Raw genomic sequence first — 12,955 nt, forward strand, 5'->3', positions numbered from 1 at the left:
GAATTTATACCCTTATCGGTATTCTTATAGCAAACTATGCAACGCCAGGCCGCCTTTGGCGTCATTGACGAAATGCCGCTGTTGCTGTCCCATTGTGATTTTTGGTTGCAGGCGTCCTTAAAATTGCCAACTTGCTGGCAAAAGGACACAAAAAAGGCGGCACCCACCCAGATGCCGCCTCTATTGAAGGACGCACCCACCCAGATACGTCCCGGTTTTTCCCTCCTCACACTATCCACCCAAGTTGTAGATGAAGGAGTTGAACCTTCCCAACCACTGGCTTCCGGGAAATTCTTTCCGGAGGCTGGCTGGTTGCCGAACCCGAACCGTTAGCAATGCTTCAGGGTGCTCTACTACAAGATTCGCAACACCGACTGTGTTGCATTGAGACAAATGTAATAGCTTTATTTAAACGATAAAATATTTTCAGTGAAAATATGAGCTAATTACATTCTTTCTTTAAATAGAGACTCCCTTTTGCAACTTTTCCAAGCAACGACTTCTAAAATGTCCCGGAATTACGAACTTGACGACACCGACCGGAAAATTCTGGCATTGCTGCTCGACGACGCCAAGATGCCTTACACCGAAATAGCTCGACGGGTGCACGTATCGGGCGGCACGGTGCACGTGCGCATGGCCCGGTTGGAGGAACTAGGTATCGTAAAAGGCGCGACCCTGAAAATTGACTACGCCAAGCTCGGCTACGGTGTCAATGCGTTTCTGGGTATCTACCTGTTGAAAAGCTCGGTGTACGGTAGCGTGGCCGAGCAGCTGCGCGACATACCCGAGGTTGTCAGCATCCACTTCACTACCGGGGCCTACGGGGTTTTTGCCCGGCTCGTGTGCCGCGACACCCAGCACCTGCGTGACGTGTTGCACGACCGGATTCAGCTGATCGAAGGCATTGAGCGCACCGAAACGCTCATTTCGCTGGAAGAAACGCTGAACCGTCCGATTCAGCTGATGTAAACGCGCCGCGCCGCTGCGCTTGCGTGCAACGCTCTACTCCTTCGGGGTAGAGCGTTTTTTTGTGTTTAGCGCAGATGATTGGATGTATGAAAATTATATGATATAATTTTACTTTATCTATTTGAAGCCTAGATTAATGGTATTATAATTACATGAAATTGTTCTTTTGGGCAGCGCCACCGCCCTCAATTTCTACCGGCACCACCTCCGACCTACCGGCTGCCGGGTATCCACCACCATTTTCCCAAGGTCATGAATGCATCCATTACTCTCTTCAGCCACCGGCTGTTAAGCTGGTGTGTGTGGACCTGCCTGCTCGCGACGGGTCTACTAAGTCACAACGGCCAGGCCCAGGCCATCGGCGACTATCGGTCGACGGCGGGAGGAACGGCCAATTTCAACAACCGCAACAGCTGGGACCGATGGAATGGAACCAGTTGGGTGGCCAACTCTACGGCGTTGGATTTCTCTAAAACCTTCAACGTGCTGCACAGTAAGAATATTCCTATTGCCGGCGTCGGGGCTACCGTGGGCCGCATCGTGCTGGCAGCCGATAACGCGGCCGGGACGGTGGGAGTATTGAATATCAACGGTCCGTTGACCTGTAACAACATAGATGTAAGCGGCGTGGGGGCGGAGATGGTAGTGAAAGCTGATAACGTGCTGATCTATAACACCACCATTCGTAATAAAGGCCTGGTGACGCTGCTCAGCGACGCCAGTCTGCGCACCGTTAGCGTCGATAGCAGTGCCACCCTGGAACTGATAACCGGGGTGAGTGCCGCAACGGTGGTGGGTCCGGTAACCGTCAGCAACGGCAGCGTGGTGAGCGTGACGGGCAACGGCTCCACCATCAAGGAATTAACCGTGAAATCGACGGGGCAGGCTCTGATCAATGCCGTGGCCAAGCTCATTAAGTGCCGCGTGGAACCGGGTGGCACGCTGGTGCAGCAGGCCAGCGGCGAGATTCAAGTGGTGCACGACGCCTCGGCCAGCGGGCCGGACTTGCTGATGCTCGGGCAGCTGCGCAATGAAAGCAACAGCGTTGGGTTGACGATGACCGGCGGGGCACAGATGCAGGTGCAGGCCGGGGCGGTGTATACCCATACCGCCAACGGGGGGGTGTTGCCCACCGGCACCTGGGATGTGGCCTCGACCCTCGAAATCAAAGGCGTGGTCGACGCCTCCGGCTTTACCAACGACGGCCAGACGTTTGGCAACGTGGTGTGGGACACACCCGACTACGGCACCTCCGGTACTGGTAGCAACGTGTTTTACTTCAACGGCAGCGGCAACATGCAGATAGCCGGCAAGCTGACCGTGCGCAACACCGGCCTGGGCCGGCTGCAGCTCACGCCTGCTACCAGCGGCGGCAGCACCGTGGTAACCCAGCTGGGCTCCTACGAGCAGCAGGGGGGCCAGGTCTGCGTGGCCCGCTTCGGCTCGGGGCTGACGCGCATGCTGAACGTGACCGGCGACTTCACCCTGGGCAGCGGCCGTTTCGAGCTGAGCAATTCCTCCTCGTCGGGACCGGGCGTGCTCAAGGTAAACGGCGCGCTGCGGCTCAACGGCGGTACGCTGCTGCTGAGCGGGGGCGCGGCCAGCGGCACGGCCAACCTGAGCGGTGACTTGGTGATGGGTACCGGCAGCGACCTGCGGCGCGAAGTCACGGGCGGCATCGGTGCGGTCAACTTCGTCGGGACGCAGCCGCAGTACTTCAGCCGGGCCAGCGGCACGACCATCACCGGGCTGGTGGATTTTCAGGTGCTGAGCGGGGCTACGCTCGATGTGGGCAGCTCCGTTATCGACGGTGACGGTGACTTCACGCTGAATGCCGGTGCGGCCCTGCGCATCGGCCACAGCCAAGGACTGGCGGCGAAAACGCCGGCGGGCACGGCCTATACCGGCAACGTGCAGGTCACGGGCACCCGCACCTTCAGCACCGGCGCCGCGTACATCTATAACGGCACCACCACCCAGATAACCGGCTCGGGTCTGCCGGCCTCGCTGGCAGCCAGCGGCGAGCTGGTAATCGATAACACGGCCAATCTGGTGACACTCAGCCGGGCCACCTCTATTTCCGGCACGCTGCGGCTGCGCCGTGGCCGCCTGCTCACTTCGTCGTTCCTGCTCACGATGCTGCCCACGGCCTCTTGGTCCGACGCCAGCGACGCCAGCTACGTCGACGGGCCGCTGGCGCGGCAGACCAACAGCACGGCCCAGGTGTACACCTTCCCGGTAGGGGCCAATGGGCGCCTGAAGGTAGGTGGCGTGCGGCCCAACGCCACCAGCAGCGCCACGTACCGGATGCTGGCCTACACCAACATTGCCCCCAGCGCCACCACGCTGGCGCCCGGTTCAAACCTTTTCACCGTAAGCCGCCGCGAGTATTGGGAAGTCAGCCGAACGGCCGGCACGGCCGATGCCACCGTGCGCCTCTACTACACCTTGCCCTACAGCGACATCCAGGAAACCACGGCCGGGCAACAAGCCCTGCGCATTGCCGCGCTGGTAGGCGGGCAGTGGGCGAACTACGGCCAAGCCGCTCTGCCCAACACCGTTGCCCGCTACCTCGATGCCGGCCAGGTGCTGGCCCTGACCAATGGCAACAGTACCTACGTGACCTTCGGGACCACCTCGCCCATCAACCCGCTGCCGGTGTCGCTGGTGGATTTCCGGGCCCGGCTGATCGGGAAGGACGTGCAGGTAACCTGGCGCACGGCCCAGGAGCTGAACAACGCCGGCTTTGAGGTGCAGGCCTCTGACAACGGACTGGACTATCTGGTATTGGATTATTACAATGGGCAGGGCACGGTGTCCGTCCCCACCAGTTACGCCCACCTTGACGTCAACGCCTTCCACGGCAAGGCTACTGTACGCTACTACCGCCTCCGGCAGATTGACTTCGATGGCAAATTCACCCTCTCGCCGGTGGTAGCCGTAGCGGCCCCGACAACCAAAGACGAACCCCTGCTGGTATGGCCCGTGCCCGCTACCGATTGGGTAAACATCAAGCTGACTGCCAATCAGCAAAGCGACGTAACCGTGCGGGTGCTCGATGCCCGGGGGCGGTTGTGTCGAACGCAGCAGTATAGTGCCACGGAAGTGCCGGACGTCGTCCGATTACCCGTGGATCAATTGCACCGCGGCCTCTACTTCGTGCAGGTGGAGACGAAGCAGAGTCGCGTGCAGGTGCGCTTCCTAAAAGAGTGAGGCGCCCGACGCCGGCCGTGGGTGGCGCCACGGCCGGCGTTAATTTTTGTAAAAAACCGGGGAAGTTGACTTTCCTTTTTTTTAGTAGAAGCGTATATTTCGGAACGGTTGTTACTCTCCGGCGCTCATGAAGGCTTGGCTGGCGGCATTTATGGTATTTGGCGGCGCACCGGCAGCGGTGGCCCAGAGCTTGCCAGCCGTATACCTCAACGAGCAGAACCAGGCCACCGTGCCCGACAGCGCCACGCATTACCGCGTGGTGGAGCAGCACCCCGACGGCAGCCTGTACCCCATGCGCGAGTTTGCCATGAACGGCACGCTGCTGCTGCGCGGCTTCCTGACCAGCATCGACCCGCCGCTGCGCAGCGGCACCTTCATCGGGTTTCACCCCAACGGCGCCAAAGCCAGCCAGGTCCATTTTCAGGACGACCAGCCCGAGGGCGTCTACGTGGCGTGGTACGAAGACGGCAAAGTGCAGGAGCGCGGCGAGTACCACCACGGCGAGCGAACCGGCCGCTGGCTGAGCGTGCACCGCAACGGGCAGCGCCGCTCCACCGGCAACTACGTTTCCGACCGACCCACCGGCGAATGGCGCTACTACTACAGCAGCGGACAACCCGCCGCCGTAGAAGTGAGCCGGCCCAGTCAGCCTAATGCCCTCACGCTCTACAACGAGGACGGCAGCCGCTTCGACGGGCTGCCGCAGCGACGCCAGGCACCGGAGTTTCCGGGGGGCGAGGTGGCCCTGCTGGAGTATTTGGCCCGGCACACCAACTACCCGCGGGAAGCCCGGCGCAAAGGCATTACCGGCAAGGTGTACGTGAGCTACACTGTGGGCGAAGACGGCCGGGTGGGTCAGGTGCGCGTGCTGCGCGGCCTCTCGCCCGACACCGACATCGAAGCCAAGCGCGTGGTGGCCAGCCTGCCACGCTTCCGGCCCGGCCGCGAGTACAACGTGCCGACGAGCTTCACCTACACCGTCCCGATTTACTTCGCGCCGCAGTTTAGCCTGTTCGGCGGGCCCAAGCCGCCGCCCTCACCGCCGGTAGAAGCCCGCGCCAACTGGTAAGTCCCTCGAAACGCAATCGGCCCCGCTGTCGTCGTGACAGCGGGGCCGATTGCGTTTGCGGCAGGTGGGGCGCGTTAGGCCGTTACCTGGGCGTCGAGCTTCTGGGCCAGTACGTGCTTGGGCACGGCACCAACCTGCTTGTCGACCACCTGGCCGTTCTTGAACACCAGCAGCGTGGGAATGCTGCGGATGCCGAACTTCATGGAGGTCTGCGGGTTAGCGTCCACGTCGACCTTGCCGATAACGGCTTTGCCTTCATATTCGCCGGCCAGCTCTTCTACCACCGGGCCGACCATGCGGCACGGACCGCACCATTCGGCCCAAAAGTCCACCAGCACGGGCTTATCCGAGTTGATGATTTCGTCGAAGTTGGCGTCGGTGATTTCAATGGCTTTATGTCCCATTGTCGTATTCAGTTTAGAAAAAGTGGGTGTCAGTGTTGAGTAACCTGCTTACGCGGATTGGGCGCGCAAGGTAGCAGATTGGTTGTCAAACATACGGCCCGGCGGAAAGTTCAAATATCTGATTTATGCTATAAGAAGCCTGCGAAACGAAGAGGCCGTAGCGGCTGGTCGGCGGTTAACCTGCTCATCAGCTCAGTCACTGAATACACGGCGGTCAAGAGCAAGGGAATCGGCAGTGTTCAGCCTCACAAATTCTCCATAACCGTCCAGAGTAAACTTATCATGCGAGCGTTTATCTGCTTTGTAAAAACGTAGTCTGAAAACGTTTACAGGTGCGCCCCGATAGAAGATAATCGTGTCCCTAGCGTTACTGAAGTGGACGATAGAATAGCCCAACGTGGGACTGGCCACTACCATCTTTGTATTCGGAGCGGACTTCACAATGATGATGGATTTTGACTCGTTTGTGATGGTTGGCCAGCGAAACGAGACAAAACCCCACGCGCCCACCATATCTTGATCGGTTGGCTTGTGTTCTTTGCCCTGGCAATCAGCAAAGAGCACGGAACTCAGCATGATTAGCGGGATAGTGCTGTAGGTCATGGCGAATCCAGAAACGAGGGGGCGGTTAGCGGCAATTCAATGGTATGGTTTACGCTGCCTGATACGAGGCGCTATTCGCCACCACACCACATCACGTCATATCAACTGGCAGGCGTCGATTTCCATCTCGCGCATCTTGAAGATGAAGGCCTTCGGCTCGATGCGGTACTTGCGCGAGTAAGTGTCTACCGTCAGGTGCTCGTGCGGCTCGGCAAACTTGATTTCCAGCTTCTTGGAGCCGGCGCATTCTTCCACGGCGGCCATGAAGCGGTCCATGAAGGGCTCGGTGATGGTGCGCAAATCCAGCTGCACGCGCACGCCGCCGGCCAGCTTCTCGGCCACGTTGATGAGCGGCTCCATGGTCATGATCTTGAACTCGAACTGGTCGGAGTCGCGGAAGCGGGGGGCGTACTTGCCGCGGATGAACATGGGCGGCACCTGCTCCTTGTCGTAGTTGCGCGGGTTGATGAGGTTGGAAAACTTCGTGTAATCGTCGCGGAACAAGGCCAGGTTCAGCGACGACTCGTAGTCTTCGATGTTGAACGAGACGAAAGGCTGGCCGGTCTTGGTGGTCTTGAACATCACGTTGGAAATCAGCCCGGCCACGTTGATGTCGCGGTTTTTGTAGGTCTCAATCTTATCGAGGCCGCAGGTGCAGTACGAGTCGATTTCCAGCTTGAAGTCGTCCAAGGGGTGGCCGGAGAGGTAGAAGCCCACCACGTCCTTTTCGCGGCGCAGCTGCTCGGTAGCCGGCCAGGGCTCCATGTCGGGCACTTTGGGCAGGGGCATGGCCACGGCCCCGAACGCGCCGCCGCCGAACAGGCTCTGCTGGGCCGAGTCCTTGTCGGCCTGGTGCTGCTGGCCCAGCTTCACGGCCTTGTCGATGAGGTTCTGGTCGCCCGCGGGGGCTTCCACGAACTGCCGGCGGTGGTAGCGCTCAAACGAGTCGAAGGCGCCGGAGAGGGCCAGGCTTTCGAAGGTTTTTTTGTTGACGGCCCGCAGGTTTACGCGCTTGGCGAAGTCGAAAATATCGGCGTAGGGGCCCTTTTTCTCCCGCTCGGCCACGATGTTTTCGATGGCCGCCTCGCCGGCGCCCTTCACGGCGGCCATGCCGAAGCGGATCTGGCCCTTCTCGTTCACGTTGAACTTCAGCACCGATTCGTTCACGTCGGGGCCGAGCACCGGCACGTTCTGGCGGCGGGCCTCCTCGATGAAGAAGGTCACCTTCTTGATGTCCGACATGTTGTTGGTCAGCACGGCGGCCATGTACTCGGCGGGGTAGTTGGCCTTAAGGTAGCCCGTCTGGTAGGCTACCACCGAGTAGGCGGCGGAGTGGGAGCGGTTGAAGCCGTAGGCCGCAAACTTCTCCATCACGTCGAATACCTCGTTGGCCTTTTTTTGCTTGATGCCGTGCAGCTTCTCGGCTCCCTCGCAGAATTTCTCCCGCTCCTGGGCCATCTTCTTCATGTCCTTCTTACCCATAGCGCGGCGCAGCAGGTCGGCGCCGCCGAGCGAGTAGCCGGCCAGAATCTGCGCGGCCTGCATGATCTGCTCCTGGTACACCATGATGCCCTGGGAGTAGTTCAGGATGGGCTCCAGCAAATCGTGCGGGTACTCAATCTGCTCGCGCCCGTGCTTGCGGTTGATGAAGTTCGGAATGAACTGCATCGGGCCGGGGCGGTAGAGGGCGTTCATGGCAATCAGGTCCTCGATGTTGGTCGGCTTGAGGTCCTTGAGGTACATGCGCATGCCCTCGGATTCGAACTGGAACGTGCCGATGGTGTCGCCGCGCTGGTACAGCTCGTAGGTTTTGGGGTCGTCGAGCGGAATGTCGTCGATGTTGATGTCGACGCCGTGGTTTTTCTTGATGAGCGTGAGGGCGTCCACGATAATCGTGAGCGTCTTCAGCCCCAGAAAGTCCATTTTCAGCATCCCCGCCGACTCGATGACCTTGCCGTCGAACTGCGTGACGAGCAGGTCCGAATCCTTCGAAGTCGAGACCGGGATGTACTTGGTGATGTCGTCGGGGGCGATGATGACGCCGGCGGCGTGGATGCCGGTGTTGCGCACCGAGCCTTCCAGCTTGTGGGCCAGGCGCAGAATCTGCCCGCGCAGGTTGTCGGGGGCCTCGTCGCGCAGGATGTAGTCCAGCTCCGGGTTTTCGGCGAAGGCGTCGTTGAGGGTGGTGCCGGGCTTTTCGGGCACCATCTTGGTCAGCTCGTTGGTGGCGGGCAGGGGTAGCTCCATGGCCCGCGCTACGTCCTTGATGCTGCTTTTGGCCGCCATCGTACCGAAGGTGATAATCTGGGCCACCTGGGTCTTGCCGTACTTGTCCACCACGTAGTCGATGACGCGCTGGCGGTTCACGTCGTCGAAGTCGATGTCGATATCGGGCATCGACACGCGCTCGGGGTTCAGGAAACGCTCGAACAGCAGGGAGTACTTGATCGGGTCGATGTTGGTGATACCCACGCAGTAGGCCACCGCCGAGCCGGCGGCCGAGCCCCGGCCCGGGCCCACGGCCACGCCCATTTCCCGGCCCTTGTTGATAAAGTCCTGGGTGATGAGGAAGTAGCCAGCGAAGCCCATCGTCTCGATGATGCGCAGCTCGTAGTTCAGGCGCTCCTCGATTTCGGGCGTCCGCTCCGAGTATCGGGGCGGCTTGGTCATCGTCACGATACCCTTGCCCGCGCTCGGCCCGAAGGCGCCCACGAAAGTCAGCTCCCGCAGAAACTCGTCGGCGTTGGCGAAGGGCGCGGGGATGGGGAAGTTGGGCAGCAGAATGTCCCGCTGCAGCTTAGGCGGCGTGATTTTGTCGACGATTTCGTTGGTGTTGTCCAGCGACTCGGGCACGTCGGCGAACAGGTTCGCCATTTCCGCCTGGGTTTTGAAGTAGAACTGGTCGTTGGGGAAGCCGAAGCGCGACTTGGGCTTGGGCATCTGCATTTCCTCGTCGATGCGCATGAGCTGCCGGCGCACGGCGTCGTCGCGGCCGGCCAGGGGGCGCAGGTTGTCGAGGTGGTCGTAGAGCACCTTGTTTTCGCCCGACACGAGGCGGAAATACTTGGTCTGGAAGTCGCCGACGGGGATGCTGTGCTCCTCGCCGGTATTCACGCACAAGAGCAAGTCGTGCGGGGCGAAGTCGGTCTGGTCGACGTAGTGCGAGTCGTTGGTGGCAATGACCTTGACGTTGTACTTCTGGGCCCAGCGTAGTAGAATCTGGTTGAGGTCCTCCTGGCTTTTGCCCGTATTATCGATGTTTTCGATGCCGTGGCGCTGGATTTCGATGTAGTAATCCTCACCGAACACGTCCAGCCACCACTTCAGCTTTTCCTCCGCCTCGGCCTCCGTTTTCCACAGCAAGGCCTGCGGAATTTCCGCGCCGATGCAACACGAGGTGGCAATCAGCCCCTCATGGTACTTGAGCAGTAGCTCCTTGTCGATGCGCGGGTACTTGCTGTAGGTGCCCTCGATGAAGCTCATGGAGCAGAGCTTGGCCAGGTTCTGGTAGCCGGCCTGGTCCTTGGCCAGCAGCAGCTGGTGGTGGCGCACGTCCCGCTCACCCTTTTCCCGGCTAAAGGCCTTCTTGTGCCGGTCCTCCACCAGGTAAAACTCGCAGCCGACGATGGGCTTCACGTTGTACTTGTTGGCCTCGGCCACGAAGTTGAACGCCCCGAACATGTTGCCGTGGTCCGTCAGCGCCACGGCGGGCATGCCGTCCTTCTGCGCCTTTTTCATCAGCGCCGAAATGCTGGCCTGGCCGTCGAGCAGGGAGTATTGGGTGTGGCAGTGCAGGTGCGAGAACGTGGGCATGACGCGGGGCGAATTCTGAATTAAGAATTCTGAATTAGGAATTGGAAGGCCGATAATTCAGCATTCAGAATTCTTAATTCAGAATTTTGTAGGGTAAAGTTACCGCCGGGGCGGGGGAAAGGAAACGTTGCGGCGGCCAGAGTTTTTGCGTATCGAAAGGAGGAGGCCGGATCGGCACGGGTAGCAAACCGGGTTTGGCAAACCGGCCGCGGGTGGTAGCCGTCAGGTACTTGGGTAGTGGCTCGTGCCAACCGGCTCCGAGCTGAAGCGTACAGCCAGCAGGACTATTATTGCCGCTTCCCGATGAAAACCTCTGTAAAAGCCTGCTGGGTACCCTTGCTGAGCTTCGGCCTGCTGCTGGGCGCTCAACCCGCCGTCCACGCGCAGCAATCGGTCGACCTGATTATGGACAACTTCACCAGCAGCGTGCTGAGCCAGACCACCACCCTGCTTGCCAACAACGCCATTGAGGCGTCCGTGCGCAACGCAAACCGGAGTAAAGGCGCCAGTGGCCGCACCAGCACGGCGACGAAAGCCACCAGCACCACCTACAGCCCCAGCGCCACGGCCCGCCAGCAGGCCCTGGCCGCGCAAAACGAAGGCAAGCCGGCCGCCGCGGCCCAGCAGTTCACGGCCGCGTTCGGGCCGGGCGGCACCACCGACTACACTACTCTCTACCGCCAGCTACTGAGCGGCTCGGGCCTGCGCGAAAACGACGTGGCCGATGCGTACGCCGCTTACCTGGTGGCTACCTACCAGGTGGCCCACGGCGCGGTGCCTGGCGAGGCGCTGCTGCCGGCCGGCAAGTCGGGGGCCGTGCGGACGCAGCTGGCCCCGGCCGTGCGCCGCTCCCTGGCCGGCAAACCCGCCACCACGGCCGCCGCCCTGGGCGAATACATGAAGCTGCAAACCGCTCTGCTCTACGTCGGCTCGCAGGGCGCCCCCAATACGCAGCCGGCTTTCCGGCGCAACGTGGCCAGCACCTTGCAGCGGCGGTTCGGACTCGATGTAAATGCCCTCACGCTCACCAACCAAGGCTTCGCCCGGAAATAAGGGGCTGATCCGGTCAGCGGCTTTCGGCCGGGGTCAGCTTATCCAGCCCGGCATCCACGAAACGCTGGTAGGCCGTTTCCAGTGCCGGGTTGCGCCGGCAGCGGTCGGCGAACTTAGCGGCCTGGGGCGTTTTGAGCAGCTCGGCCAGCTCCGGGGCCCAGGTCGGGGGCGGCGCTACGGTGGCCGTGCCCGCGGCCTTGAGCTCAGCCCGCAGGCCCCGACGCCGGGCACTTAGCTCTTCGGTGGCGGTGCTCAGCAGCGCCGTGGCCCGCGGGTCGCCGGTGGCGAAGTACACTTCGCGCAGCCGGGCCAGGTAATCCTGGTAGTACTGCGTGACGCGGCCCGCCGTGGTGAGCGGCGTGGTGGGCAGCGGGGTTTTCGACTGAGCCGCCAGGGGTGTGGCGGCCAGGAGCAGCAGAGCAAGCAGGTAACGCATAAGCCAGGCGGAAGAGAAGTAGGAAAGGTACGGCCCCGGCGTGGGGCCCGGCCGCGAACGGCCGGGGAGCTTCGCCCGGCGGTTCGTAGCAAAACCCGTACCTTGGGCGTAGGTTCCCCGACCTATACCCGCCCCTCTGCACCCGGCTTTCTGGCCGGCTCCTTACGTCGCACACTCACCTGCTTACGCTTCGTCGTCCCTTTTCATTACAGGCTGCGAATCCGATGCATTTCCCCATCAGCCCTTTCGCCACTGATGCCGGCCGCCCAGCGCGTCGGATTGCTGCCCATGAAATCATTAACTGCCCTCACGGACCCGACGTATCGGGAGCCGGCCCAACGCTCTGCCACTAATCAGTGGCTGGTGAGCCTGATCAACGATAAGCGCGACCTGCCGTTCGTGTACCTCACGCTGCAGATTACGGCCACGCTGTTGCCGCTGGCGGCGCTGCTGTTCGTGCCGGGCCTGCCCGGCTGGGCGTGGTGGCCGGCGGCCGTGGCCTACCTGTTCCTGAACAACATCACCTTCAAGGGCCCGTTCGGGCTGATGCTGCACTGCACCAGCCACCGTGCCTTTTTCAAGAAGGAATACGGGTTTCTAAACCACTACCTGCCCTGGGTTATCGGCCCGTTTTTCGGGCAGACGCCGGAAACCTACTATGCCCACCACCTGGGCATGCACCACGCCGAGAACAATCTGGAAGAGGACAAAAGCTCGACCATGTATTATCAGCGCGACTCCCTGCGGGGCTTTGCGCACTACCTGGGCACGTTTATCACGGTCGGTATTTTTCACTTGGCGCACTACTTCATCAAGAAGCGCAAGATGAAGCTGTTGTTTCGCTCCATGCGCGGCGAGATTCTGTACGCCCTGCTGTGCGTGGGCCTGTGGCTGGTCAACTGGCAGGCGACCCTGGTAGTGTTCGTGCTGCCCTTCCTGATTTCGCGCGTCATCATGATGCTCGGCAACTGGACCCAGCACGCCTTTATCGACGGCAACGACCCCGGCAACGACTACACCAACAGCATCACCTGCATCAACACCAAGTACAACCACAAGTGCTGGAACGACGGCTACCACGCCAGCCACCACATCCGGCCGGCCCGCCACTGGACCGAGCACCCGGCGGCCTTCCAGAAAGATCTGCCTAAGTACATCCAGAACGACGCCATTGTCTTCGACGGCATCCACTTCCTGCACGTGTTTGCCTGGCTGATGCTGAAGCGCTACGATTTGATGGCCAAGCACTTCGTGAACCTGGGCGAGCGGTACCAGTCGGAGACCGAGGTCATTGAGTTGCTCAAGAGCCGCACCCGCCGCATCGAGAAACGACAGCCGGAGCTGGTGGCCGCCTAGGCGTAAAGTCCTGTTGCGCCTGGTCAGGCCACGGCG

Annotated in this window: 10 protein-coding genes; 6 read left to right on the forward strand and 4 right to left on the reverse strand. The window is 61.0% G+C overall.

Annotated features, from left to right (window positions below; all coding sequences use genetic code 11):
* Nucleotides 1–36 precede the first annotated feature (36 nt).
* From FDY95_RS12760 to FDY95_RS12775, 4 genes are all read left to right on the forward strand, one after another.
* Nucleotides 37–333: a hypothetical protein gene (locus FDY95_RS12760; protein WP_138078155.1), complete on the forward strand. Its 297-nt coding sequence runs from the start codon at nt 37–39 to the stop codon at nt 331–333.
* 174 nt (nt 334–507) lie between these two features.
* A complete protein-coding gene (locus tag FDY95_RS12765; protein WP_111478459.1) occupies nt 508–972 on the forward strand; it encodes an Lrp/AsnC ligand binding domain-containing protein in 465 nt (154 codons plus the stop codon).
* Between the two features lie 252 nt (nt 973–1,224).
* Nucleotides 1,225–4,185: a T9SS type A sorting domain-containing protein gene (locus tag FDY95_RS12770; RefSeq protein WP_138078156.1), complete on the forward strand. Its 2,961-nt coding sequence runs from the start codon at nt 1,225–1,227 to the stop codon at nt 4,183–4,185.
* A gap of 127 nt (nt 4,186–4,312) precedes the next feature.
* On the forward strand, nt 4,313–5,254 hold the full coding sequence (locus tag FDY95_RS12775) for an energy transducer TonB (RefSeq protein WP_138078157.1): 942 nt from the start codon (nt 4,313–4,315) through the stop codon (nt 5,252–5,254).
* Nucleotides 5,255–5,328: 74 nt separating this feature from the next.
* On the opposite strand, the gene trxA is transcribed toward FDY95_RS12775, so the two are convergent.
* From trxA to dnaE, 3 genes are all read right to left on the reverse strand, one after another.
* Nucleotides 5,329–5,658, reverse strand: coding sequence for a thioredoxin (trxA, locus tag FDY95_RS12780; RefSeq protein WP_111478462.1), 330 nt, complete (start codon nt 5,656–5,658; stop codon nt 5,329–5,331).
* Nucleotides 5,659–5,850: 192 nt separating this feature from the next.
* The gene (locus tag FDY95_RS12785) at nt 5,851–6,261 is read right to left on the reverse strand and encodes a hypothetical protein (RefSeq protein ID WP_138078158.1); all 411 of its coding nucleotides are present in this window, start codon (nt 6,259–6,261) and stop codon (nt 5,851–5,853) included.
* Nucleotides 6,262–6,357: 96 nt separating this feature from the next.
* On the reverse strand, nt 6,358–10,074 hold the full coding sequence (gene dnaE / locus FDY95_RS12790; protein WP_138078159.1) for a DNA polymerase III subunit alpha: 3,717 nt from the start codon (nt 10,072–10,074) through the stop codon (nt 6,358–6,360).
* 303 nt (nt 10,075–10,377) lie between these two features.
* Between dnaE and FDY95_RS12795 the strand changes: the two genes are divergently transcribed.
* On the forward strand, nt 10,378–11,127 hold the full coding sequence (locus FDY95_RS12795; protein WP_138078160.1) for a DUF6683 family protein: 750 nt from the start codon (nt 10,378–10,380) through the stop codon (nt 11,125–11,127).
* A gap of 13 nt (nt 11,128–11,140) precedes the next feature.
* Here the strand turns inward: FDY95_RS12795 and FDY95_RS12800 are convergent, their stop codons facing one another.
* Nucleotides 11,141–11,563 (reverse strand): hypothetical protein, encoded by a 423-nt coding sequence (locus FDY95_RS12800; RefSeq protein WP_138078161.1) that lies wholly within the window; start codon nt 11,561–11,563, stop codon nt 11,141–11,143.
* Nucleotides 11,564–11,851: 288 nt separating this feature from the next.
* Between FDY95_RS12800 and FDY95_RS12805 the strand changes: the two genes are divergently transcribed.
* The gene (locus FDY95_RS12805; protein WP_138078162.1) at nt 11,852–12,919 is read left to right on the forward strand and encodes a fatty acid desaturase family protein; all 1,068 of its coding nucleotides are present in this window, start codon (nt 11,852–11,854) and stop codon (nt 12,917–12,919) included.
* The last annotated feature ends 36 nt before the right edge of the window (nt 12,920–12,955 follow it).

Source organism: Hymenobacter jeollabukensis, assembly GCF_005771675.1.
GTDB lineage: Bacteria > Bacteroidota > Bacteroidia > Cytophagales > Hymenobacteraceae > Solirubrum > Solirubrum jeollabukense.